The sequence below is a fragment of the Olivibacter domesticus genome, assembly GCF_900109575.1.
Lineage (GTDB): Bacteria > Bacteroidota > Bacteroidia > Sphingobacteriales > Sphingobacteriaceae > Olivibacter > Olivibacter domesticus.
In genome coordinates this window covers 318,423-344,693 of sequence record NZ_FOAF01000002.1, presented here as the reverse complement: position 1 = coordinate 344,693, position 26,271 = coordinate 318,423, and the positions used below count along the sequence as shown (strand labels likewise).

At 39.4% G+C, this 26,271-nt stretch carries 16 protein-coding genes; all 16 read left to right on the top strand.

Translation table 11 applies throughout. The features are described from left to right. Positions 1-122: 122 nt before the first annotated feature. The 16 genes from BMY50_RS12100 (at position 123) to BMY50_RS12025 (ending at position 26,261) form a co-directional block, all read left to right on the top strand. Positions 123-1,148 (top strand): FecR family protein, encoded by a 1,026-nt coding sequence (locus tag BMY50_RS12100; RefSeq protein ID WP_093324551.1) that lies wholly within the window; start codon positions 123-125, stop codon positions 1,146-1,148. 166 nt (positions 1,149-1,314) lie between these two features. Continuing rightward, entirely contained in the window at positions 1,315-4,830 is a 3,516-nt protein-coding gene (locus BMY50_RS12095) for a SusC/RagA family TonB-linked outer membrane protein (protein ID WP_093324550.1), read from the top strand. A gap of 10 nt (positions 4,831-4,840) precedes the next feature. Then, on the top strand, positions 4,841-6,559 hold the full coding sequence (locus BMY50_RS12090) for a RagB/SusD family nutrient uptake outer membrane protein (protein ID WP_093325765.1): 1,719 nt from the start codon (positions 4,841-4,843) through the stop codon (positions 6,557-6,559). A 149-nt stretch (positions 6,560-6,708) separates the two neighbouring features. Beyond that, complete coding sequence (gene parS / locus BMY50_RS12085; RefSeq protein WP_093324549.1) at positions 6,709-7,140, top strand: type II RES/Xre toxin-antitoxin system antitoxin; 432 nt, start codon at positions 6,709-6,711, stop codon at positions 7,138-7,140. After that, a complete protein-coding gene (locus BMY50_RS12080) occupies positions 7,137-7,604 on the top strand; it encodes an RES family NAD+ phosphorylase (protein ID WP_093324548.1) in 468 nt (155 codons plus the stop codon). Before parS ends, BMY50_RS12080 begins: the two co-directional genes overlap by 4 nt. Beyond that, on the top strand, positions 7,601-8,914 hold the full coding sequence (locus tag BMY50_RS12075) for an MFS transporter (protein ID WP_093324547.1): 1,314 nt from the start codon (positions 7,601-7,603) through the stop codon (positions 8,912-8,914). Before BMY50_RS12080 ends, BMY50_RS12075 begins: the two co-directional genes overlap by 4 nt. A 64-nt stretch (positions 8,915-8,978) precedes the next feature. Then, the gene (locus tag BMY50_RS12070) at positions 8,979-9,707 is read left to right on the top strand and encodes a (Fe-S)-binding protein (protein WP_093324546.1); all 729 of its coding nucleotides are present in this window, start codon (positions 8,979-8,981) and stop codon (positions 9,705-9,707) included. 195 nt (positions 9,708-9,902) lie between these two features. After that, on the top strand, positions 9,903-10,805 hold the full coding sequence (locus BMY50_RS12065) for a sugar phosphate isomerase/epimerase family protein (protein ID WP_093324545.1): 903 nt from the start codon (positions 9,903-9,905) through the stop codon (positions 10,803-10,805). Positions 10,806-11,049: 244 nt separating this feature from the next. Continuing rightward, positions 11,050-11,646, top strand: a complete 597-nt coding sequence (locus tag BMY50_RS12060) for an RNA polymerase sigma factor (protein WP_093324544.1) — start codon at positions 11,050-11,052, stop codon at positions 11,644-11,646. Positions 11,647-11,726: 80 nt separating this feature from the next. After that, the gene (locus BMY50_RS12055; RefSeq protein WP_093324543.1) at positions 11,727-12,860 is read left to right on the top strand and encodes a FecR family protein; all 1,134 of its coding nucleotides are present in this window, start codon (positions 11,727-11,729) and stop codon (positions 12,858-12,860) included. Between the two features lie 154 nt (positions 12,861-13,014). After that, a complete protein-coding gene (locus tag BMY50_RS12050; RefSeq protein ID WP_238383742.1) occupies positions 13,015-16,389 on the top strand; it encodes a TonB-dependent receptor in 3,375 nt (1,124 codons plus the stop codon). 22 nt (positions 16,390-16,411) lie between these two features. Then, positions 16,412-18,070, top strand: coding sequence for a RagB/SusD family nutrient uptake outer membrane protein (locus BMY50_RS12045; RefSeq protein WP_093324541.1), 1,659 nt, complete (start codon positions 16,412-16,414; stop codon positions 18,068-18,070). Positions 18,071-18,730: 660 nt separating this feature from the next. Then, the gene (locus BMY50_RS12040) at positions 18,731-22,003 is read left to right on the top strand and encodes a SusC/RagA family TonB-linked outer membrane protein (RefSeq protein ID WP_238383741.1); all 3,273 of its coding nucleotides are present in this window, start codon (positions 18,731-18,733) and stop codon (positions 22,001-22,003) included. Between the two features lie 19 nt (positions 22,004-22,022). After that, positions 22,023-23,684, top strand: a complete 1,662-nt coding sequence (locus BMY50_RS12035; RefSeq protein ID WP_093324540.1) for a RagB/SusD family nutrient uptake outer membrane protein — start codon at positions 22,023-22,025, stop codon at positions 23,682-23,684. An 81-nt stretch (positions 23,685-23,765) separates the two neighbouring features. Then, a complete protein-coding gene (locus BMY50_RS12030) occupies positions 23,766-24,707 on the top strand; it encodes a sugar phosphate isomerase/epimerase family protein (RefSeq protein ID WP_202907824.1) in 942 nt (313 codons plus the stop codon). A 282-nt stretch (positions 24,708-24,989) separates the two neighbouring features. Further along, complete coding sequence (locus tag BMY50_RS12025) at positions 24,990-26,261, top strand: Gfo/Idh/MocA family oxidoreductase (RefSeq protein ID WP_093324539.1); 1,272 nt, start codon at positions 24,990-24,992, stop codon at positions 26,259-26,261. Positions 26,262-26,271 lie beyond the last annotated feature (10 nt).

Sequence of the window (26,271 nt, the reverse complement as noted above, 5' to 3'; positions counted from 1 at the left end):
GCGCTTTCCTTTAATTACTTTCAAAAAAAAATAAAAAAAATCTTAGGGATTGGGGCTAGTTGTTTTACTATTAATTATGAAAGGCATTCGAAAGACCTTTCACTAATTGTAAAACCATTTTTATGAGTCGCAAGGCATTTCACAATCTATTAGAGCGATATTTAAAAGGTAAATGTTCTCCAGAAGAACAAGAAATAGTGCGTCGATGGTATGATCTGCTTGATAGCGAACAAGATCTTGCATTAAAGGATGCGGATTTTGAAGAGCTAGAAGTCCGTTTATGGGATAAAATCAATGAAGAAACCAATTATGAGGATGGCAAAAAAAAAGACCTGGCAAATCGCATTAACACCAGGAGAAGCAGATACCTATCCATCGCTGCGGCAATCATCTTTCTATTAATTGGCACAATATGGGTAAAATGGCGGTTAGACGCCTATCTTATTGACCCTGAGTTTACCAGAGCCAGTGCCCAAAAAATAACAATTGTAAGCAATTCTTCTGATGAACCATTAGAAATTACCTTACCGGATTCGTCTAACGTGAAATTATTTAAAGGTGCAGAAGTAAGCTATGCGACAAGGTTTAATAAAAGAGAGGTTGCTTTACGTGGCGATGCATTGTTTAACGTAAGAGCGAATCCGGAAAATCCATTTATGGTATTTCATGATGAGATGATTACGAAAGTATTGGGGACCTGTTTTAAGATCACTGCAGGGAGTAGTTCAGGTACTGATCAGGTGACAGTATATTCTGGGAAAGTGCAGGTAATCCGTTCAGGCAAAAAGAAAAATCTTGTGGAGCGTATTGTTGAAAATCCAGCGATGGTAAATCTTACCGTTAATCAACGTGTCGTCTTAGATGAACGTCAAAATACGTTTAGCGAAACATTAGCAGAAAAACCTATACCCATTGAAACGAAACGCACCTTGCTAAATGATGTAAGTTTTAATGAAATCAGTTTGCCTCAGCTAGCAGAAAAACTAAGTGAAATCTATGGAATTCCTATCAAAGTTGATCCTAAAGTTAAACACACCACCTTCACCGGTGATCTCAGTAATCTGGAACTGTTTAATCAATTAGGAATGATCTGTAATGTAACAGATACTAAATATAAAATAGAAGGAAAAGGTATTATTATCCAATAAATTTTAACCAATTATTTAACCAAATTTAATTTACATGCTTATGAATACAACTTAAACTCACCAACAAAAAGACCGACAATATGGGGGTATTGCCGGTCGGAGATTAAATCATGATTAGAGGTCAGCCGATTAGCTGACCTTTCACCAACCAAAATTTTTCGAATTTATGAAAAAAGAACGAATTATTGCTCTAACAAAAACAGCGATGAGAATAACTTTTATTCATGCTTTACTCATCTCAGTAGGTACCTTAACTACGTACGCACATACTGCAGAGGCGCAGGGAGCACTGAAAAAAACGATAAGCATCACAAAGAAGAAAATGACCTTAAGAAATTTCCTTGAGAGTCTAGAAACGCAAGCTCAGGCGAAGTTTGTTTATAGTCCTTCTTTATTAAAAACCCATAGGATGGTAGAAGTAGGGGTTTTAGAAAGTAATCTAGAAAATGTTTTAGATGAAGTGTTAGCGCCTATTGATATTAGCTATAAGGTTGAAAATGATAAAATTTTACTTATCCAGAACCGTCAGGAATTGAAGATAGTTGGTAAAATTACGGATGCTACAGATAATTCACCCTTGCCAGGCGTAAGCGTATTAGTGAAAGGAAGTAGCAATGGTATTTTAACAGATAACCAAGGTCAGTTTACCCTAAATGTAAAGACAAACGACATTTTGGTAATTTCCTATATTGGCTATACAACTCAGGAGGTACGGGTATCAAGTGGGCAAACAACTTACAACGTAAGTCTGAATGCAACCACGAGTGATTTGGAAGAAGTAGTAGTAACAGGCTATTCCTCTCAACGGAAAAAGGATTTAACAGGAGCTGTGGCGGTAGTCGATATTGGACAGTTAAAAAGCCAGCCAGCTGCTAGTGCTGTTGAGGCCTTGCAGGGAAAGGCAACTGGTGTGCAGATCATCAGCGATGGTGCTCCTGCTTCAACCCCTCAGATCCGTATCAGAGGTTATAGTACGATTAATAATAATGACCCTCTATATGTGATTGACGGAGTGCCTTATGAAGGAAAATTAAGTTGGCTGAATCAGGCTGATATTGAGAGTATGCAAGTCCTAAAAGATGCTTCTGCAGCGTCTATATATGGATCGCGGGCAAATAATGGTGTTGTTATTGTGACAACTAAAAAAGGAACCGTTGGAAAACCGAATATAACATTGGATGCATACTATGGTTCACAACGTCCGCGAAACGGAGCTTTTCCAGAAATGATGAATCCGGCGCAATATGCGGAGAATTTATTGCGGTCTTTTCAAAATGCGGGCGCTGATCCGGGTTCTTCCTTTACCAGGTTATATGGAAGCGGGGCAACTCCTGTGTTACCTGAATACTTGTTGGCGGGATCGAAAGTTGGATTGGATGTAACCGCTGCGGATGCAGATCCTAGTCTTTATAACTATACACGGGATAATAGCACCTTTTATCAAATTACAAAGGCCAATCAAGCAGGAACCAATTGGTTTGATGAGATCACCGAAAACGCACCCCTGCAATCGTATCAATTAGGAGCAACTGGTGGAGGTGAAAATGCTACCTACGCCATGTCTGCAGGTTATTTCGGTCAAAAAGGTACTATTAAGCATACTGGTTTTGATCGGTTCAACTTCCGGTCAAACACACAGATTTCAGCTTTCAATAACAAGTTTCGTTTTGGCGAGAATGCGCAATACAGCTATTCCGAAAATTATGGTTTTGGAAGTAACGTAAATACACCCGGAACCTATCAGGATGAGGGTAGTGCTTTGGGATTTGCTTACCGTATACCCACTATCATCCCGGTATATGATATCATGGGCAATTTTGCAGGATCAAAAGGAGGCGCTTTAGGAAATGCTCAGAACCCGTTAGCAATGCTCTATCGTGCGAAGGACAATAAGAATAAAAGCAACTTTTTCCTTGGTAATATCTTCGGAGAAGTGGATGTGATTGAAGGTTTGACTGCGCGTACCAGCTTCGGTATACGCTATGAAAATTATAATGGCATCGAAATTATCTATCCTAACCTAGAATTCTCAGAAGGAAGTAATGCGAATGGAATAAGAGAAAATCAGGGTTATAGAACAGAGTGGACATGGACCAATACCTTGAATTACAAGAAAAACTTTAATGAAGAACATAATTTAAATGTATTAGTGGGTACTGAAGCCATACGTAGTAGGGAGAGGCAATTAGATGGTGGAAGAAACGGTTATTTTATCCTTGGTAATCTAGATTATTATTATTTGAATCCAGGAACGAGCAATATCACAAATGCTAGTACGGGAGTTGTAGGATCTTTATTTTCCATCTTTGGAAAAGCTGACTATTCCTTTAAAGATCGTTACCTATTAAGCGCAACCGTTCGCCGTGATGGTTCTTCCAATTTTGGATCAGAAAATCAATATGGTGTGTTCCCCGCTGGAAGTGTAGCTTGGCGGTTATCCCAAGAAGAGTTCATGCAAGGCACTGAGTGGCTAACCGACTTAAAAATTAGAGCAGGATATGGTATCACCGGTAACCAGCGAATTCCTGCTTTTCAATACCTAGATCGTTTACAGTCATCTTTAGCGTCGTCATCCTATCCAATAGTTGATGGAAGCGGATTGGTAACAGGTGTTCGGCAGAATGCATTCAAGAACGAAGCGGTAAAATGGGAAGAGGTAAATTCACTAAACATTGGTCTGGATTTTACCTTGTTAAATGGTAAATTCGATGGTACTTTTGATTGGTATAACAAGAAAACAAGCGATATGCTTTATCCGGTGCCTTTGCCGTCGGTTTCTGTAGGGAGAGGCGCCTCGCCTTTTGTGAATATTGGTGATATGCAGAATAAAGGTATCGAGCTAACGCTTGGTTATCATTATGGAAGAGAAGACAACAAGCCATTTAAGTTTGACGTCGGTGTAAACATTTCGCGAAATGTGAATAAAGTAGTCCGCCTAGCTCCAGGAGTTGCACAGCAAATTTATGGTAATTTCAGAAGTATAAGCACTACGGTACTGAAAGCCGGTGAACCGTTTGGTTCGTTCTATGGTTATCAGGTAGCTGGTATTTATCAAAGCGAAGAAGATCTAGCCAATTCGCCAACTTATACCAATGCACGTGTTGGTGGACTTAAATATGCTGATATAGATGGTAACGGATCAATCGGACCCGAAGACAGAACGGTCATCGGAAATCCACATCCAGACTTCATTTATTCACTAAGCCTAAATGCTTCGTACAAGAATTTTGATATAGCGATGTTCTTTAATGGTTCGCAAGGAAACGACCTATATGAAGCTACTCGTTATTTTACTGATTTTACCACTTTTGATGGTGCATTAAGCACGAGATTGTTGGATGCTTGGAGTCCAACCAATACCGGTAGTATGATTCCTTCCCTTTACCGTGGTGCATCTGATTTTGAATATGCTTCTTCCAGTTATTATGTACAGGATGGTAGTTTCTTCAGAATGAAAAATCTTCAGATTGGTTATAGTTTTCCTACAGAACAGTTATTTGGCAAAGCAATATCCAAGATGCGTGTTTATTTAGGCGCTACAAATCTATTTACCATAACCGACTATACGGGGTTGGATCCAGAAATAAGTCAAGAGGATAGTACCTTTCCAGTGCTAGGAGTAGATCGAGGAATTTATCCGGTGTCAAGACAATTTATTATTGGTTTAAATGTTGGCTTTTAATTTTATGATCATGAAGAAAAGAAGATTAATATATATAGTATATGGGGTGCTCGTACTTTCGGTGATCTCTTGTAGTAAAAGCTTTTTGGAACGTAATCCACAGGCCGAGCTTACTTACCCACAAATTGAGAGTAAAGAAGGTGTAGATGGTCTACTGGTAGGAGCATACGCTTTGCTCAATGGAAATGTAGACGGTACTTGGGGTAATTATGCATCAGCTCCCAGTCAATGGTTGTTGGGAGAAGTAGCGGCTGACAATGCGCATAAAGGAAGTAATAATGGTGACCAGCCGAACATGAACTTAATTGAGCAGCATAAGCCAACCAGTACAAATGATAATTTGCAAGTGCTATGGGACCGCTCTTACGATGGTATCATCAGATGTAATAATACCTTGAGGGTACTGGCGCAGTTGCAAGCAGGAAGTGGAGATAAATTTGACGATGCAAGGGCGGTTCAAATTCAAGGAGAAGCTCGCTTTTTACGCGCACACTATTATTTTTTACTGAAGCGAGCTTTTGTAAATGTTCCCTATGTGGATGAAACTATTGCACCAGCAGATGCAACAACACTTCCGAATGATGCCGATGTTAATCCAAAAATTGAGGAGGACTTGAAATTTGCGGTAGAGAATTTAAGTGATAAATACAATGGTGAAGAAGGAAGGGCGGATAAAGCTGCCGCGCAAGCTTATTTAGGGAAATTTCTCTTGTATCAAGATCGTTATGCCGAAGCATTGCCTTTGCTTCAAGCTGTGATAGATAGTAAGCCTAATATCACGTCTCTACCTTTTACAGATAACTTTGATATAGCAGAAGAGAACGGTCCGGAAAGTATTTTTGCGGCGCAGCACGCTATCAGTCCAGATGGCACAGGTGATAACGGAAACGTTGGTGATATGCTTAACTTTTTCTATGGTAGTGCGCCGATATCATGTTGCGGATTTTTTCAACCTTCCTTTGACTTAGTAAATTCTTTTAGAGTGACGGCTGATGGATTGCCAATGCTGGACGGTTCTTATCGCGATGACCCTTATTTATCGGATTTCGGTTTAACCGGTACGGCCAAGACGAATTATGCGGTCGATAAAACTTTGGCTATCGATCCTCGCTTAGATTATACCGTTGGACGACGAGGAGTGCCTTTCCGTGATTGGGGCAACATGCAGGGAGATGCGTGGATACGTGATCCTGGTTTTGCAGGTCCTTTCGTGGGTATGAAACATACGATCGAACAATCTCAATTTGCTTCTAATACAGTTGCAGGTGCTCAGCAGATTACGGGGTTAAATGTGAATATCATTCGCTTAGCAGATGTTTATTTAATGGCGGCGGAATGTCAGGTTGAAACGGGTAATTTAGGTGCTGCACTTGAGTTAGTAAACGCTATTAGAGAACGGGCAGCATTATTAGCACCTAAACAAGTGAGCGGTGAAGCCGTCGCGGCCTACAATGTAAAACCTTATGCAGCATTTCCGAATGCGGAATATGCCAGGAATGCTGTTCGTTTTGAACGGCGATTGGAATTAGCCTTAGAAGGACACCGCTTTTATGATTTGGTTAGATGGGGGACTGCTAAACAAGTATTGGAAAGTTATTCCGGTTTCGAAGGAACGTACTTAAGTATATCGAGGAATGTTGTCTTCCAGCCACAGAATGAATATTATCCGATTCCTCAAGATGAAATTGATAGGAGCGGAGGTGCATTGAAGCAAAATTCAGGCTACTAAATTTTAGCTTAATACATCGTAGGAATCATTAAACCAAACAGGCTGGAGTAATTTACTCCAGCCTGTTTGGTTTAATACTAAAATCAATTTAAGACATTTGTCGTTTTAAAAAAGAAATATTACATTTGTGTAAAGCAATAACTCATAAAATGAAAACAAAGACTTACCAAACAGGAGGGAGCATTATCCCTGGTATTGCCAAAGAACGGGATATGGTATACCTGGTTAATACAGCCAGAAAGGGCTTGCTGTACGTAGAGTTTATGAAGATAGCGGCGCAAACACCTTTCTCAATTGATGATTGGTCGTCATTTCTTCACCTTTCAGAAAGAACAATACAACGTTATAAAAAGGAAAATAAACCGTTTGATCCCATTCATACTGAAAAAATTCTAGAGATTGCTTTACTCTATGATAAAGGTATAGATACATTAGGTAACGCAACGAATTTTAATCTTTGGCTGGAAACCCCAAATGTAGGTCTTGGTGGAGTAATACCTAAAACCCTTTTAGATAGTACTTTTGGCATTACCATGTTGCGAAATACCCTAATGCGGATCGAAAATGGTATCCCTGCATGATTGTATATCGCTTAGTAAAGGCGCGTTATAGCCATGACATCTCGGGCAAAGGAGCTGAGCTTTGTGGCGGTCGTTGGAATAGTATTGGAACACCGATGTTGTATGCCTGTCAATCCAGGGCTTTAGCAATGACGGAAGTTGCTGTACATATTCCTTTAGGTATTTTACCTGATGATTATGTTTTATTAACACTATATGTGCCAGATGAAGCAGGAATGAAGGTAATTCCGCCTTCGAAATTACCATCCGCATGGTATCACTACCCTCCTATGAGTACTACACAACGAATAGGTGATGAATTTATCAAAGAAGCAGCATACTTAGTACTGCAAGTACCTTCTGCGGTAGTCCGCGAAGATTTTATAGTACTTATTAATCCTAATCATACTGCTTTTCATGATATCAAAATATTAGAAAGCAACCCTTTTATTTTTGATAAACGCTTATTTCAACATTCGTCATGAAAAACGATAAATCAACCATACGCGCCTGGGCCATGTTCGATTGGTCTAATTCGGCTTATAACCTTGTTATTACTTCCACCATATTTCCCGCTTATTATACAGCGATTACAACAAGTGATCAAGGAGGTGACCAAGTAAGTTTTTTTGGGCTCCAGTTTATCAATACGGCTTTGGCAAATTATTCGCTGGCCGTTGCTTATTTGATAATGGCACTTATATTACCCGTACTTTCAGCAATAGCTGATAACAGAGGTAATAAAAAAGCCTTCATGAAGGCTTTTACTTATCTAGGGGCCATCGCCTGTATGGGTTTGTTCTTTTTTAAATTAAGTACATTAGAATGGGGTATCATCTGCAGTACGCTAGCCGCAATGGGATATATCGGAGGAGTGTTGTTTAATAATTCTTATTTGCCGGAAATTGCCACCATTGAAGAGCAAGATCGTGTAAGTGCCCAAGGCTTCGCTTATGGATACATTGGTAGTGTGCTACTCCAGATTATTTGCTTCGTTTTTGTGTTGAAACCAGAATGGTTTGGTATTATTGATCCTTCCTTTGCTCCACGTTTATCCTTCCTGCTAGTAGGCTTGTGGTGGATCGGTTTTTCGCAAATTCCTTTTTCTAAACTTCCTGCCGGAAAAGCAAATGGCAAAAAAATAGATAAACAAATATTAAGAAGTGGTTTCAACGAGCTAAAGTCTGTTTGGGAGAAAATTAAGCAGTTGAGAAACTTAAAAAGATTTTTAGGAGCTTATTTTTTTTATGCCATGGGGGTGCAAACCACTATGTTGGTAGCAGCGGCCTTTGGTGAGAAAATTTTGCATTTAGGTGCTCCAAAACTAATTATTACCATATTGATTATTCAATTGGTTGCTATATTAGGAGCCTTCCTGATGTCGTCATTGGCAAAGCGCATGGGGAATATTCAGGTGTTATTTATGGTGGTTATTGTTTGGATTGGTGTCTGCGTAAGTGCCTATTATATCAGCACAGCAAGTCAGTTTTATGTCTTGGCCGCTGTAGTTGGACTTGTTATGGGAGGTATACAATCCTTATCCCGTTCTACGTATTCTAAGCTCATTCCAACTCATGAAAAAGATACGACTGCCTTTTTTAGTTTTTATGACGTTACCGAAAAGTTAGCCATTGTAATAGGATTGTTTTCATTTGCTTTTATAGAAGAACTTACAGGAAATATTAGATATTCAGCTTTATGTTTAGCTTTGTTTTTTATTTTAGGTTTATTTTTCTTGGGACGGATATGGATGCAGCATAATAAAGAAAAAGATTCGTTAAAACATGTGGTATAATTTATGTTGTACTTCCTGGAATAAAGTATCCAATTTTGTAAAGAAGAAATAGAGAGGAAATTTAATGCAAGTAGACTTATTCATACCTTGTTTCATTGATCAACTATATCCTAGTACAGCTTTTAATACGATAAAAGTATTGGAGAAAGCAGGGTGTAAGGTAAGTTATAATCCTGAACAAACCTGTTGCGGTCAACCCGCCTATAATGCGGGGTTTTGGGATGAAGCAAAAATCATTGGCAGTAAATTTTTGGATGATTTTTCTCAAGCTAAATATATTGTTTCTCCTTCTGCTTCTTGTACCGGCATGGTGAAAAATGCTTACAATGATTTGTTTACCAACTCAATGGTGCACAACCAATGTCGTACGATACAATCTAATATTCATGAACTTTCTGAGTTTTTGGTAAATATCCTTAAGAAAGACTACTTCGGTGCAGAGTTAGAAGGTAAAGCTGTTTACCATGATTCTTGTTCTGCGCTTAGGGAGTGCCGGATAAAGGATGAACCAAGGCAGTTGTTGGCAAATGTAGATGGTTTGGAATTATTGGAGATGCGTGATACCGATGTCTGCTGTGGTTTTGGAGGTACATTTGCCGTTAAATTCAGTGGCATATCGAGTGCAATGGCCGAGCAAAAAGTTAATAATGCGCTTGCTGTAGGTGCAGAATATATTATCTCTACTGATGCGTCCTGTTTACTCCATTTACAGGCATATATCGATAAGCAAAATCTCCCCATAAAAACGATGCACTTAGCAGACGTTTTGGCTCATGGATGGGGGAACGTGTAAATCTTTGGTTATTTGTTGTTAGTTATTCGTTATTAGCTATTCGTGCAAAGCAAGATAACAATATAAAACTTTGTAAATAAATTCTTCGTCATTTGTTCTTCTTTTTGCGCTGATCTTGTTACCTAAATCTTGTTTCTTGCTATTTTCATTCCCAATTTTTTTTCTAAATTGCAAGCTAATACAAACCATAAAATCATGAACAATAGAAGAGAATTCTTAAAGCAATTGGGGGTGGGAGCTGTGGGTCTTTCCGCATTACCAAATTTGCCTTTAGATGCATTTGCATCCACCAACAAAAAATTTTTCTTTGACATATCTTTAGCACAATGGTCGCTACACAAGACGCTGTTTGCGAAACAATTAGATAACCTCGATTTCGCTGAAACAGCCGCCAAAAAGTATGGAATTTACGCAGTGGAATATGTTAATCAGTTCTTTAAAGACAAAGCAAATGATAAGACCTATCTTCAGGAAATGAATAAACGTGCAAAAGACAATGGCGTTAAAAATGTATTGGTTATGATTGATGGAGAAGGGGATTTAGGTGATTTGAATGATACAGTACGAAATAAAGCAGTTGAAAACCATTATAAATGGGTGGAGGCAGCCAAATTTTTAGGTTGTCATTCTATTAGGGTAAATGCAAGGGGTGAGGGCACGAAAGAAGAAGTAAAGAATGCTGCCGTTCAAGGATTAGGTAAGCTGAGTGAGTTTGCTGCTAAGCATAAAATTGGTGTAATAGTTGAAAATCATGGCGGTATTTCGTCAGACGGTCAATGGTTAAGCAGTGTATTGAAGCAAGTAGGCATGAAAAATTGCGGTAGCTTACCAGATTTTGGTAACTTTTATGAATATGACCGTTATCAAGGAGTAACTGACTTAATGCCCTATGCAAAAGGAGTAAGTGCAAAAACCCATGATTTTGATGGGAGTGGAAATGAAACCCAAGTAGATTATTTAAAAATGATGACGATTGTGAAAGATGCGGGTTATAAAGGTTATGTAGGGATAGAATATGAAGGAGAGAAATTGAGCGAAGAAGAAGGAATAAAAAAGACGAAACTTTTATTAGAAAAAGTAGGCGCAGCATTAGGTTAATTGCCCTCGGATGTGTTAAAATTTTACTGTGCATTATCTTTTTCTTGATAAATCCAGTAAGTATCTATAGTTTTGGATAAAACCCCTAGTTGTACAGCTAGGGGTTTTATTTGGGAATAGACTATGGTTTAATAAACCAATTAATATAAACATAACCTTAACGTAATATTCTGAGGACATTTGTTAGCTATTTTCGCACGTGCTTATGTAAAAATTCGTGCCAATAACTTTAGGTAATTTATTAATGGATAATCTACAGGGACGTACATGTTGGAGAGCATTCGTCAATGGCAACGATGCTGCTTTTGAAGAGATTTATCGCCTTTATATAGACCGACTTTTTTCTTTTGGTTTAAAATATAATACCAATAGAGATCTCATACAAGATTGTTTACAGGATGTTTTCGTTAATGTTTATTCCTACCGGACTAACTTAAATCCGGACGCCAATCCACTTTTTTACCTGTTTGCTGCATTAAGAAATAACATCTTGGCTAAAGTACGAAAGGAAAACAGGGAACAAGGATTGGCATATGAGATTGATCCCTTATTTATGCTAGAGTGGAGCTCCGAAACCACATGGATTAAAAAAGAAGAAGATAAACTGCTTATTAACAAACTTCAACAGTTAATTAGACGTCTACCCGCACGCCAGCAAGAGATTATTTACCTGAAATTTAATGAAGAGCTGCGTTATGAGGAGATTGCTGAAATATTGAATATTTCTATACCTACCTGTCGTACATTAATATACCGCGCCATTAAACAATTAAGAGAAAATATTGAGCATGTTCCGCTAGCCCATCTCCTGTACCTGGTCTTTAAGAGACCCTCGCTCTAATTTTTTTAAAAAAAAGTGAAAACGAGTCTATAAAAATAGTGTAATGTACTCTTACCTATAAAAGCACTAATTACTTTTTAATGAAAAAGAAGGTAGAAGATATTCTATGTGATGAAATAGCTATTAATAAGCCGTATGATCAATTAAATGATCAGGAAAAATTAGCAATAGCTATTAAACAAACACTCTTAGAAAGTAAAAAAAGTTCGTTAACGGTAGCCGAAAGAGAAGCTTTGTGGGCGGCTATTATTGATCGAACCTCTTCTGTCAGCAAAGCCAATAAATCTAACACTGCTTGGTGGCGCTCATTAGCAGCTGGGATATGTATCTTATTCATTAGCTCTCTTATACTTATTTTTAACGCTTGGCATCGGGAAATACCTCTTGAGCAGGCGGCAAAAATCAATAAAACATACCTGGCAAAATCAAAAGAAGTACAGCTTTTAAATGCTGCTAAACAATCATTCAGTCTTCCGACAGATACGGCATTCAACTATCAAGATTTAAGACAGAAAAAAGGCATAATGTTGGGCTCGGGGTTACAGGGGATGCATTATAGTTCGATAGGTGTGCCTTATGGCAAACGGAGCGAAATTGTATTAGAAGATGGCACTAAAGTTTGGCTAAATGCAGGATCCATATTAACATTCCCCGAAAAGTTTGATGAGGATCACCGTACAGTTTATTTAGAAGGAGAAGGATACTTTGAAGTAGCACCTAATGCAAATAGTCCTTTTTCGGTTGTATCGGAATATCTAAATATTGAGGTTTTGGGTACAAGTTTCAATATAAGCACTTATTCGGATGATGATTATGTCTCAGCCATACTTTTAACGGGAAGCATTGCTGTTCAAGCCAATGGAGACGCGAATTTTGAAAGAAAGGTATTGAAAGAGGGGATGGAAGCAAAAATTGATAAAAAACGAAAAACATTAACGGTGAACCGAACCTTAGGAGATGGCTCTATTTCCTGGACCAAACGCCGATTGTTATTAGATGAAACGCATTTAAACGAAATAATTAAGAAGTTAGAGCGGTTTTATAATACAAAAATTGAGGACGCTTCCGGATTATTATCAAGCGAAACTTTTTCAGGTAGCTTAGATTTGACACAAACCCTACCGCAAGTATTAAGAAATATCTATGATACATCAACATATTCCATAAAACAGGCAGAAAGGAGGCTGTATATACAAAGAAAACAAACCAACTAAAACAGTAAAATAAAAGAGGAAAGGTGCTGCAACACCTTCCTCAATGAAACTAATTAACTGGAATAATTAATTAATTATGTACTAAAGTATGAATTTTTTTTACACCTGCCAATGCCCTGTTATATGCGCAGGTTTCATCTCAAAAATTTTTCGGATGTTGAAGTTAACAGTATTTATAGTGTGCATCAACATGGTTGGTGTGTACGCTAATACTTACTCCCAAAGTAAAATCAGTATTCAACTAAAAAATAGAGAATTAAAAGATCTTTTTCAAGAGATTCAGCAACAAACTAAGTTTTCTGTTTTTTATAGTGACAAACTGGTGGCTGGTAAACAAGTAACGATTACCGCTAAGGATAAAGATTTCTCCTTAATATTAGATGAAGTGTTGCCTAATAATTTCCTCGACTATAGTATTTCGGGTAATCAGATTACCATAAAAAAGACTAGGTCTAGGAAACAGCAGGATTTATTGGTAGCGAAACAAGATTCTTTGATCACAATAAGAGGCATCGTTTATGATACACACGAACCTGCCAAGCCATTGCCGGGAGCTTATGTTCGTGTAAAAGCGGCATCGTCGGGCACTTCAACAAAGGAAGATGGTAGCTTTTCCCTTCGCGTAAAAAAGGGTGATTTATTAATGTTTTCATCTGTCGGATATATTCCTGTAGAACGGAGAGTCAATAGTCTTAATGAAAGCTTTAACGTTTTTTTAGAGGAGGATGTTGCCTCTTTGGATGAAGTAGTGGTTGTGGGCTATGGTGCACAGAAAAAAATCAATCTAACCGGCGCCGTTAGTGTGATCACGCAAAAAGATCTTGCTTCAAGACCCATCACTAATCTGGGAAGGGGGCTTCAAGGGTTAATGCCAGGCGTAACGGTAAAAAATAATAACAATGTTCCGGGTGGTAACGCTCCCTCGATAAGGATACGTGGAGTCGGAACATGGGGTGATGCCAATCCGCTCATTGTGATAGATGGTATTCCCGGGGGGGATTTAAACATCTTGAACCCAGATGATGTGGAGAGTATATCGGTGTTAAAAGATGCGGCTTCTTCTTCTATTTATGGTGTGCGCGGTGCGAATGGTGTTATTTTGGTAACTACGAAACAAGGAAAAAAAGGAACCCAGCCCACGATAACCTTGAATAGTTATTATGGAAGGCAAACACCCACTGCCTTACCTAAATTTCTTGGTTCAACAGACTTTATGGCCTTGCAGAATGAGGCTTCCATCAATGCTGGTCAGACACCGGTATACACACCCGAACAGATAGAAATAGCGCGTAATGGTTCAGATCCCAATTATTTTGCAAACACCAATTGGGTGAAAGAAGTGTATAAAGATTTTGCTCCACAACATGGCCATAATCTGAGTATAAATGGAGGTGGCGACAATATGAATTATTATCTCTCATATGGTTATTTGGGTGAAGGTGGTTTAGTGGTAGGCGATAATTTTAAAGCTGGTCGGCATAATGTAAGAATGCGCTTAAATACTACGCTGATTGACCGTTTAAAGCTCGACGCAATTGTAGGATACGTAGATCGAGATGTGAACAGTAATTCGGGAGGGAATGGTGGAAGGGATCTTTTATCATCTGCAACTAGTATTAGACCGTTAGTGCCTATTCGTTTCACGAATGGTAGTTGGGGATACCATGGTGGACAAAGTAATCCAGTAGCGATTGCAAATGATGGTGGTTTCAATGACTTTGGCTCGCAGGAAGTAACGGCTAATATTGGTGCAACCTTAAATATCATTGACGGTTTAGATATCAAAGGGCAATATGGGTTGGTTCGTTATAACTCTAAACGTACCGTATTAGATAAAACTATCAATTATTACAGTCCTGATGACAACCAATTAATTTATCAGACAAATTTCCCTAACAGGATAGGTGTAACGGACTATACTGGACTATATCAAACATTCATCGGGACCGTTAATTACCACAAGACCTTTCAGGAGAAGCATGAGTTGACAGCCTTACTAGGTGTTTCACAAGAAGAAGATGTGGCATCTGACTTCAGTGCAACCCGTCAAAATTTGCCAACTGAGGACGTACCCTCCCTAAACTTAGGAACCGAGAATCCGCTAAATAATAGCGGTGGCCGTCAATTTGCTTTACAATCATTTTTTGGTAGAGTTAATTACGGTTTTAAAAATAAATATTTGGCCGAAGCAAATTTTAGGTACGATGGATCTTCCCGTTTTGCACCAGATGTACGTTGGAATTGGTTTGGATCGGCTTCTTTAGGCTGGGTGTTTTCAGAAGAGGATTTCTTCGCAGGACTGAGAGACGTGATACCCTCTGCAAAATTAAGGGTATCGTATGGTACACAAGGAAACGACAGAATTGTGAACACATCCGATCCTAACAATCCTATCCCAATATATTATGCTTATCAGGCGATCTTAAATCCAGTTCAAATAGGAAGCAATAACCCTATTGGAGATATGCCGCAGGTCGGTTTTCGTCAAACACTTATACCCAATAAAGGATTGACCTGGGAAACGGCAGAAAAATTTAATGTGGGGGTAGATCTTAGTCTATTAAATAATCGTTTGGGCGTTACGGCGGACTATTATATAAATAATACCAACGATATCCTCTTAACTCCTCCACTTCCCGACGTAATCGGAGTGGGTACAGGTTACCCTCCTCAGAATTCAGGTTCGGTACAGAATAAGGGATGGGAGCTTAATCTGGCTTGGCAGGATAAAATAGGGGAAGTGAAATATGGAATAAATGTAAACGTATCAGACGTTAGGAATAAGATAACGAAATTGGAGAATTTTGCCACTAATTTGAGTGATAGAGTTCGCTTAGAGGGCTATCCGATCGATGCATTATATGGGTTTATTGCCACCGGCATTGCTCAATATAGTGATTTTGATTTAGTAGACGGTGAATATATTCCGAAGTTTCCTTATCAGGCAGGAGATTTAGTAGGCCCTGGTGATTTAATTTATCAGCCTGCAAATCCAGATGATGAAGCAATTACAGTAGGTAAAGATAGGCATATTTTAGGAAGCGATATACCACGTTACACCTTTGGCTTCCGGGGAGATATCGCTTGGAAGGGAATAGATTTTAACTTCTTTTTACAAGGAGTAGGAAAGGCTGATGGTTGGTTAAAAGGTTCCGCACGGCATCCATTTATTGATAATAGCGCTATGCCACAGGAGGTGCATCTCGATCGATGGACGCCGGAAAATACCGATGCGACTTATCCTAGATTTGTTTATTTACGTACCCATAATACGCGCCTTTCTTCCTTTTGGATAGAAAATGCGGCGTATCTCCGTCTTAAAAACGTCCAATTGGGATATACCTTTCCGAGCCGAATAATAGAAAAATTCAGAGCAAGTAATCTTCGGATATACGCGTCAGCAGAAAATTTATTTACATTGACCGATTTCTTTTATGGATATGATCCAGAAGCGCCTGTAGGACAGACGGCCAATTATTATCCACAAATGAAAACTTTTTCAGTTGGGGTACAAGTAACTTTTAAATAATCAACAATAAGAAATATCGATAATGAAACAGAGACTGCTTTTTATTACGGCACTGATTATATCGCTTACTTTCAACAGGTGTAAGGACTATCTGGATAGGGTGCCTATAGATGCTATTGCAGATGAAACCTTTTGGAAGAATCAAGAACAACTGGAAATGGCTGCAACGGCTATCTATTCGCGCGTAAAAGCTAAAAATACCGTAGATATGGAAAATTTAGCGGAAAATACGATGTGGCCGACATCGAATCAATATAAAGATATTGGATCGGGTGTGTTTCCGGTTACGCAACCTACAGTAGATGACGAGTGGCGTAATATGTACCGTGACGTGAGAGAGGCGAATACTTTCTTAAAAAACTATCATAATGCTACGGAGAATGAGCCAGGTGCTAAAGAACGGCTAGCAGCAGAAGTGCGAACGCTCCGTGCCTTAGCTTACAGTTTTCTGGTATCTTTTTACGGAGATGTACCCTTAATAACAGAGCCGCTAGAAACGGATGATGAACAAATTTATGGGCCACGTACGCCAAGAAGCGAGATCGTTGATTTTATGCTGGCGGAACTGGACCAGGCTGCAAGTAGTCTTCCCGAAGCAATACCTACTGGAGAGAACCTTGGTAGGATCAGTAAAGGAGCTGCCTTGGCATTAAAAGCTAGGATAGCTTTGGCAGAAGGGCGTTACGAGCTAGCGGAAGAGGCGGCAAAGGCTGTAATGGACTTAGGTGTTTATAAATTATATTCGAGTGGAAACCCTAAAACCAGCTATTGGGAATTGTTTACTGATGCCGGTAAGCTTGCTACCGGTAGAAATCAGGAAACTATTTTAGCCCGTATGCACAAGTTAGACATCATCATGCATAACCTTAGTAGGGAAATTCAGGTACCAGATCAATTTGCACGTTTTGTCCCAACGAAATCCCTTATGGATTCTTATCTATGTGCCGATGGTTTACCTGTGGAAAAATCGCCGCTCTATAGTGAAGCTACTTACGAAGCTATTTTTGAGAATCGAGATCCGAGATTAACACAAACGGTAGTGGTACCCGGAGATACCTGGGGAGGAAGGTATGATGGTAGACCTGTGAGTCAAAACCCAGATCCAACGGTTTTTATAAAACCTAAATTTAGTCAGGATGGAAGAGGCAGTGTTACGACGACTGGCTATTATTATAAAAAATATGTCGATCCTGGTGCTGTTCCAACGTATAACAGAGACGATAATGATATTCACCTGATTCGTTATGCGGAAGTGCTTTTAACATATGCGGAGGCGCGTTTGGAACAGGGTAAACTCACGCAGCAAGACTTGGATATCTCCATCAATTTACTGCGTGACAGAGTGGGTATGGTGCGCATGGATCTGAATTTTTTAGCCCTACATCATATGGATGTGCGTGCCGAAATAAGACGCGAACGCAGGGTTGAACTGGTTTTAGAAGGGCAGCGGTATTTTGATGTAAGGCGTTGGAAGGAGGGGGAACGTTTGGGCAAACCGATAGAAGGTGTAAAAGCGTCTTGGTTTCCAGAGTTGGAGGGCTCCTCGTTTAGGATTAGTCCTGAAGGATATTTACAGGCACAATGGAATCGGCGTTTTGAAGATCCAAAGAATTATCTATGGCCGGTTCCGCAACCTCAGATAGATAGAAATCCAAATCTAGGGCAAAATCCTGGATGGTAAACCTTGGTTTATTAGGCCTGGATTACGGTTCAGGCTTAATAAAACCAATCATTATAAAACAACATTTGAAATCATTGCCTAATAAACGAATAGAAAGGTTAGCTAGGTTAAAATGTTTTAGTTCTTGGCCAAATTGATAAAATTATTATATTTCCTTTATAAAATAAGCTCCAAATGGCAGAGGAGAGACCGACAAATTTCCTTTTATATGCGACGCTATTATATTGCATATACCTCCGCCATAAAATGGCGGAAGCTTGAACACCAAAAATAAACACTTGTGAAAAAAAGGAAATTTATCTAAGTTTGCCTCCGTCGTCAGATTCTAACTGATATAACCAATTATCTCCTTAATAAACTTCGGGAATGTGCTGTGTTGAATCCAAGGGACTTTAATGTAGCGGTTAACAAGAATTTTGTGAGAATTGCAAGTTTGAAATAATCGCCATGTGTATTATTTCTTGAAGCCCTAAGCTTCGAAGTGGGAAAAACTTGTTCGCGTGTTTTGTGTAAAAATGTTAACAATAATCGTAATAGATTAATTTTTATTAACAATAATATAACAAAAAGAAAGGAGGTCTGCTTTAATTAATCCATAAGCAATATACGTACACCAAAACAAGATAATCAAACATTTTATCACTTATAAGCTAAAACTTCATGAACAAAATTCCATTATGCTTACATAAGCTCTTGCTTGGAATAACGAGAGCTTTCTTCTTTTGCTGCCTATTAAATTTTAGTTTAAGTTATGCAAAAGGTACTCCTATAAAGACAATTCAAGATGTTACAATTAAAGGAACTGTTAAAGATAATGCAGAAACGCCAAACCCGATACCGGGTGTTAGCATCCGAATTAAAGGAAGTAGCAAGGCTACTTCAACGGATGCGAATGGCCTCTTTAGCCTGCCCGTTAAAAAAGGTGATGTGCTCGTGTTTACCTCGATAGGATATGTTGCAAGAGAGGTGGTAATAGCCGCGCAAACAACGCTCAATGTAACACTCAATCAAGATCTCAATACCTTGGAAGAAGTGGTGTTAACAGGTTATTCCACACAGGTAAAGAAAGATATTACGGGAGCAGTATCGGTAGTTGATGTAAAAGAACTTACCAAAGTACAGGCGCCTAACGTTGCACAACAATTACAGGGTAGAGCTGCAGGGGTAACGGTAACCTCAAATAACACACCCGGGGGAGAAGCCACCGTGCGCGTGAGAGGCTTCAGCACCATTAATAATAATGACCCGCTATACATTATTGACGGTGTGCCTACAAAGGGCGGTTTAAATAGTATAAACCCCAACAATATAGAATCAATGCAAGTGCTAAAAGATGCCTCGTCGACTTCTATCTATGGGTCGCGTGCCGCGAATGGTGTTATCATTATAACAACAAAGAAAGGAAGCGCAGGCGATTCGCGTATTACTTTCGATACAAGGGTAGGTGTTCAAACGGGGCATGTGAATTTGGGTTTAATTAAAGATCCACTTCAATTTGGCCAACTTCTTTGGACACAACGTCGTAATGCTGGTATTTTAACAAACGGAAATCCTTCTCATCAACAATTTGGAAATGGTCCTAATCCGGTGGTGCCTGATTATATTTTGGCGGGTTCTAGTTATGGGCTTTTTGAAGGAGATCCAAGAGTGGATCCTTCGCTATACAATAGAGATCCTAATGCCTTTTACCAGATTGTTCGTGCAAACAAAGAAGGAACCGATTGGTACGATGAGATATTGAGACCTGGATTAGTTCAAGAATATAATTTGGGTGCAACAGGAGGCTCTGATAAAGGTAGATATGCATTGTCTTTAAACTATTTAAATCAGGAAGGTGTCTTAGAACACACCTCTTTTGATCGTTATTCAATAAGGTCGAATACAGAATTTAATATAAAAAAACGAATACGACTGGGCGAGAATATGGAATTGAGTTATACACAGAATAAGGGCTATTACTACAATAATGGAACAGTAAGTAGCACCAATAACCAGGATGGAAATCCAATAGGTAATGGGTATCGGATACCTTCTATTATTCCAGTATATGATATCATGGGTAACTTTGCCGCAACACGCGCTGCCGGACTTGGGCCCGCAACTAATCCAGTTGCCCAGCTATATCGTACCAAAGATAATCAGGCAAAAACGTTAAGAGCCTTCGGTAACGTCTTTGCGGAAGTAGATATCATTGAAGGGCTTACCGGGCGTTCGAGTGTTGGTTTTGACTATACAAATACAAATCGCGTTAACTATGTGTTGATGGATAGAGAAGAAGCAGAAATTGAAGCTGCTAACTCCATGACCAAAGCAAATGTTAATGATATCAATCTCACGTGGACGAATACCTTGAACTATAAAAAGGTGTTCAATGAAATACATAGTATTAGTGTGTTAGCCGGTACTGAAGCTATTAAAGGTTTTGGAGAAGATTTCTCTGCCGTCCGCACCACTTATTTCTCTGAAGACCCGGATTTTATGGACCTTAACTCTGGAACTGCAGGCATTAACAATACCGGTAGTCGATATGAATGGGCCTTATTCTCCATTTTTGGAAAAGTTAATTACAGCCTAAAAGACAAATATCTATTAGAAGCAACAGTAAGAAGGGATGGCTCAAGTAGATTTGGTAGCAATAATCGCTATGGCACATTTCCTGCTTTCAGCGGTGGCTGGAGAATATCGCAAGAAAGCTTTATGTCTAACTTGAAATGGTTGGACAACCTGATGATCCGTGCCGGATGGGGGCAAACCGGAAATCAGGAGATTGGAAATTACAATGGGTTCAATACCTATCGTTCTACACTTAATCAGTCGTCATATGCCATAGATGGTTCGAACAATGCGGTTAAACCAGGATTTGATACAGATGCCTTTGGTAACCCTGATGCTAAATGGGAAACTACTACGCAAACGAACATAGGTTTAGATATGACCATACTGAAGGGAATGTTAGGGTTTAATCTCGATGTCTATAACCGTACTACTTCGGATATGCTTTATCAACTAACATTACCAGCTACTCAGGGAACAGCGACTGTACCTTTTGTAAATGTTGGTGAAATGAACAACAAGGGGATTGACTTTGCTGTGAATTTTCAAAATAACAAAGGCAAAGATTTTACTTATGGAATCAGCGCAAATATATCTGCTTACAAAAACAAGGTAGTAAAGTTGAGTGGCGAAGAAACAACTATTTTATTAGGACCTAATATTAGAAGTTATACCTGGACCCGTTCTACAGTAGGTATGCCCTTGTATTCCTTTTATGGACATGTAATCGATGGTATCTACCAGAATGAAGCAGATCTTGCGGACGGACCCCAATATCCGGGTTATGCCGCGGTTGGTAAATATAAATATAAGGACTTAGATAATGACGGCGTAATAACCGATAACGATCGTACATTTATTGGAAACCCTCATCCAGATTTTACCTACGGTCTTAATATTAATTTAGGTTATAAGAATTTTGATCTCTCCGCATTCTTCCAGGGTGTACAAGGAAATGAAATCTTAAATATGGTAAAACGTTGGACAGATTTTAATAATCAAGCAGGGAATAGAAGTTTAACTATGCTGAATGATTCTTGGACACCAGACAATCCTGATGCCGTGTTACCTATATTGGATGCAAATGATAGCCGCAGTCAGCAACCCTCTTCTTATTTTATTGAGAACGGATCTTATTTCAGACTTAAGAATTTGACGATCGGTTATACCTTGCCAGCTAATTTGTTAGAAAAGATTGGTTTGCAGAGCGCCAGGATATATATTCAGGGACAAAATCTATTCACTGTAACGGATTACAGTGGTATTGACCCAGAAATTACATCAGTAGGTTCTACGCCGGGAACTACCACTTTAGGCGTTGATCAGGGAAATTATCCATTGGCAAAAACCTATCAATTAGGAATAAACATAGGGCTGTAAAAATTTAAAGATATTTATTATGAAGCGGTTAAATCTAATTCAATATATAATAATAGTGCTATTAACACTACAAGGTTGTGGTAAAAGCTTTTTGGAAAAGAAACCATTAGGACTGGGTAACGAAGAGTTGCTAGCTACAAAATCTGGCGTAGATGCTGTACTAATTGGTGCATATAGTTTGTTAGACGGTGTAGGATCTGGTTTTACATTTTCTTCATCGGCCAGCAATTGGATTTATGGATCCGTTGCTTCCGACGATGCCTACAAAGGAAGCGATGTGGGAGATCAAGCGCAAATAACAACTATTGAGCGCTATGTGAATCAGCCTGATATCGCCGTGTTCAATGAAAAATGGGTCACTGTTTATGACGGTGTATCGCGCGCAAATGATGTGCTGAAATTAATTAAAAAGACCACAGACATGTCGGAAGCCGAGGTTGCACAAGCAACAGCAGAAGCACGGTTTTTACGTGCATGGTACCATTTTGAGGCAAAGAAAATATGGAATATGGTACCTTATGTAGACGATAATGTAACAGATTTCCTTAACTTGCCTAATGATCAAGATATCTGGCCTATGATTGAAGCAGATCTGCAGTTTGCTGTAGATAACCTTTCGCCAACAAAAGCCGATGTGGGTAGAGCAAGCCAATGGACGGCCAAAGCAGTACTTGCAAAAGTACATATGTTTCAGCGTGATTACCAGTCAGCCAAACCGTTGCTAGACGATATTATTAATAATGGGCCCTTTGCTTTAGTCGACAATTTCCACGATAACTTCAAAGTAGCTACAGAAAATAATATTGAATCCATTCTAGAGGTTCAAATGTCGGTAGGCGATGGCGGCAGTGGCCAGAACGGTTTTTGGGGAGATAATTTAAACTTTCCTTATGGTTCTGGCCCGGGCGGTTGCTGCGGTTTTTTTCAACCTTCGCAAAATTTAGTGAATGCTTTTAAAACCGACGCCGATGGCTTACCATTGTTAGATAATTTCAATGATGAAGATGTTAAAAATGATGAAGGTTTAGCATCCTCCGACCCCTTTGAGCCCTATACCGGAAATCTTGATCCCCGTTTAGATTGGACTGTAGGTAGACGCGGTATTCCTTTTCTTAATTGGGGTGATCATCCAGGAAGGAACTGGATAAGAGATCAAAGTTTTGCTGGCCCTTATACATTTAAGAAGTTTTTTGCCGCTGATGGTGACAATGCAGGAGCAGAATCTCCAAGAGCTAATTCCAATAATTACCGGGCACTTCGTTATGCTGACGTTTTACTTATGCGTGCGGAAGTTGCGGTGGAAGAGGGTGATTTGGCGATGGCTTTGGATATTGTAAATCAGATAAGAAGGAGAGCTGCAAATGAGGTGGTAACGAAAGAGGATGGCACCCCCGCTGCAACATATGTTGTAAAGGAATATGCGTCATTTCCTAGTCAAGATTATGCCCGAAGAGCCGTTCGCTTTGAAAGGAGATTAGAACTTGCGCTTGAAGGGCATCGCTTTTTTGACCTCGTGCGCTGGGATGTGGCTGCGGAAACCTTAAATACCTATCTTACGAAGGAACAAGTAAAAAGGACATATTTACAAGGAGCCACTTTCACAAAAGGGAAAAATGAATATTTCCCAATTCCACAGGCTCAAATTGATATCATGGGAGCAGATGTGTTAAAACAAAATTAGTAATATCCAAAGGGAGCCGCTCGTAGGAACGGCCCCTTTATTTATTAGAAAATACAATTTAAACATTAATAGATCTTAATTATGATGGATAACAATAGAAGAACTTTTTTGAAAAAAGCCTCCTTAGCAGGAATGGGGGCATTAATTGCTCCAAGTTTAGAGGCAAAGGTCAATAAGATAGAAGAAGGCCAAGGAAAAAAAACGCCAATCAGCGTTTCAACCTATTCTTACTGGCATTTTAAGAAGTTAAAATTTCCGATAGAAAAAGTAATCTTACACGCAGCTAGTATCGGTTTTGATGGGGTAGAAATCCTACATAGGCAGATGGACAATGAGACGATTCCATATATGAATAAGCTAAAAAGGCTGGCCTTTGAAAATGGCTTAGCATTACCAATGTTGTCTATTCACCAAGACTTTGTGTCGCCAGATAAAGCAGATAGGAAGAAAAATATTGAGCATACTAAACACTGCATAGATCTGGCTGTTCAGATGGGAATTCCCTGTGTTCGGCTTAATTCTGGAAGGTGGAATACTGCAGGTACCTTTGATGAACTGATGGCAGTAAAAGGTAAAGAGGAGCCGATAAAAGGTTATACCGACGACGATGCCTTCAATTGGGTGATTGATGCAACGGGAGAATGTTTGGTAAAAGCGGAGCAGGCAGGGGTTATCTTGGCAATAGAAAATCACTGGGGTTTAACCACTCAAGTGGAAGGACTACTACGCATCTATAATGCACTGAAAAGTTCGCCCGCTATGGGATTGAATTTAGATACTGGAAATTTCGCGGGAGACCCTTATGACCAATTTGAACAACTTGCGCCATTTGCTACAATTGTGCAGGCAAAAACTTATTATGGAGGTGGCGAATGGTATACATTGGATCTTGATTATGTAAGAATCGCCAATATATTGAAAAAGGCAAACTTTAAGGGTTACGTTTCATTGGAGATGGAGGGTAAAGAAGACCCACTAACGGCCGTTCCAAAAAGCTTCCAGGTTTTAAAAGAAGCTTTCTAATTAACGCAACCGTTTGCGTAGAGGTAAATTTGGTAATACCATTAAATTATTATTAAATTGACCTCCACTTTTTGGAGATAAACGTTCACATACAATAGCATTATCTCCAATTTTTGTAAACTAGTCAATACTAAAACAATTATTCCTAGATCAAATCGTCCCATAGAAGAGAGATAGTGAAAGGGATGCAAAGGAGCGATTTGATTTAACTCTTCTATATTCGTTTAAGCGAAAGGTTGAGCAGAAGGAAAAATATACTCAAATAAAAACAAACAGTTACTAATGAAAGAAAAAACAACCTCCAGACGTGATTTTATCAAAAAATCAGCGTTTGCAGCAGCTGCATTTAGCATTGTACCCCGATTTGTTTTGGGTGGCCAAGGATACCTCGCACCAAGTGATCATCTTACCAAGGGCATTATTGGTGTAGGAGCAATGGGGCGTGGACACTTTGAATATGCCGGTACTAAAACGGTGGCGATCTGTGATGTAGATAAACGCCATCTTGCCGTTGCGATAAAAACCTTGGGTGATACAGGCGTTAAACAATTGTCTGATTACCGAGATTTGATACAGTTACCTGAGGTAGATATTGTGCATATTGCCACACCTCCCCACTGGCATGGTATTATGGCGGCAGAAGCGGCGCGTGCGGGGAAAGATATTTGGTGTGAAAAACCAATGACAAGAACCATCGGAGAGGGAAAACGTGTAAAAGAGGCTGTTCAACAACACGGTCGTATTTTTAGATTGAACACCTGGTTTAGGTTTAAAGATAACTTTTATGGCATGGCAGTGCCCGTGAAAAAGATCAAGAAACTGGTGGATACGGGTATGTTGGGCTGGCCTTTAAAGGTAACCGTGAGTCGTCATACAGGCTTTGACTGGAAGTTTTATTGGGTTGGTAAAGAAAATCTCGTTCCAGAGCAAGCACCTGCCGAATTAGATTATGATATGTGGTTGGGGCCTGCGCAATACAAACCTTATAATGCACATCGCGTACATCAAACTTTTAGAGGGTATTGGGATTATGATGGCGGTGGTTTAGGTGATATGGGACAGCATTATTTAGATCCTATTCAATACTTTTTAGGGAAAGATAACGAAAGCCCGGTTTCGGTTGAGGTGGATGCCCCACAACAGCATAGTGATGCGGTAGGTACATGGCGTCGAATAGAATACACTTATGCTGATGGCTGTAAGATTATTCTGGATGGCGAAGGAAGAGATAAAGATGTACCGTATATTGATGGGCCAAAAGGAAAATTATATCCTGGATTTAAGTCGGACATACCAGACATGGAACGTAAGCTTGCGGCATTCCCTGAACCAGATGAGCAGGTGACGGATTTTGTAGAAGCGGTAAAAAAGAGGCAGAAATTTGCGTTAAATGAGGAAAACGGTTACCGCTCCTGCACGTTGGTGAATATGGGCTTAGCAGCTGTACGTCTAGGGCGATCGTTGAAATTTGATCCAGATAAGCAGTTTTTTATGAATGACGAAGCTGCAAATAGGTTAATAGATCAGCCAATGAGAGGACCTTGGACCATTTAATTATTAACGC

What these genes read in the sequence shown, in the direction of transcription:
- BMY50_RS12100 (WP_093324551.1), top strand. Translation starts at nt 123, where the DNA reads ATGAGTCGCAAGGCATTTCACAATCTATTAGAGCGATATTTAAAAGGT.
- BMY50_RS12095 (WP_093324550.1), top strand. Translation starts at nt 1,315, where the DNA reads ATGAAAAAAGAACGAATTATTGCTCTAACAAAAACAGCGATGAGAATA.
- BMY50_RS12090 (WP_093325765.1), top strand. Translation starts at nt 4,841, where the DNA reads ATGAAGAAAAGAAGATTAATATATATAGTATATGGGGTGCTCGTACTT.
- parS (WP_093324549.1), top strand. Translation starts at nt 6,709, where the DNA reads ATGAAAACAAAGACTTACCAAACAGGAGGGAGCATTATCCCTGGTATT.
- BMY50_RS12080 (WP_093324548.1), top strand. Translation starts at nt 7,137, where the DNA reads ATGATTGTATATCGCTTAGTAAAGGCGCGTTATAGCCATGACATCTCG.
- BMY50_RS12075 (WP_093324547.1), top strand. Translation starts at nt 7,601, where the DNA reads ATGAAAAACGATAAATCAACCATACGCGCCTGGGCCATGTTCGATTGG.
- BMY50_RS12070 (WP_093324546.1), top strand. Translation starts at nt 8,979, where the DNA reads ATGCAAGTAGACTTATTCATACCTTGTTTCATTGATCAACTATATCCT.
- BMY50_RS12065 (WP_093324545.1), top strand. Translation starts at nt 9,903, where the DNA reads ATGAACAATAGAAGAGAATTCTTAAAGCAATTGGGGGTGGGAGCTGTG.
- BMY50_RS12060 (WP_093324544.1), top strand. Translation starts at nt 11,050, where the DNA reads ATGGATAATCTACAGGGACGTACATGTTGGAGAGCATTCGTCAATGGC.
- BMY50_RS12055 (WP_093324543.1), top strand. Translation starts at nt 11,727, where the DNA reads ATGAAAAAGAAGGTAGAAGATATTCTATGTGATGAAATAGCTATTAAT.
- BMY50_RS12050 (WP_238383742.1), top strand. Translation starts at nt 13,015, where the DNA reads ATGTTGAAGTTAACAGTATTTATAGTGTGCATCAACATGGTTGGTGTG.
- BMY50_RS12045 (WP_093324541.1), top strand. Translation starts at nt 16,412, where the DNA reads ATGAAACAGAGACTGCTTTTTATTACGGCACTGATTATATCGCTTACT.
- BMY50_RS12040 (WP_238383741.1), top strand. Translation starts at nt 18,731, where the DNA reads ATGAACAAAATTCCATTATGCTTACATAAGCTCTTGCTTGGAATAACG.
- BMY50_RS12035 (WP_093324540.1), top strand. Translation starts at nt 22,023, where the DNA reads ATGAAGCGGTTAAATCTAATTCAATATATAATAATAGTGCTATTAACA.
- BMY50_RS12030 (WP_202907824.1), top strand. Translation starts at nt 23,766, where the DNA reads ATGATGGATAACAATAGAAGAACTTTTTTGAAAAAAGCCTCCTTAGCA.
- BMY50_RS12025 (WP_093324539.1), top strand. Translation starts at nt 24,990, where the DNA reads ATGAAAGAAAAAACAACCTCCAGACGTGATTTTATCAAAAAATCAGCG.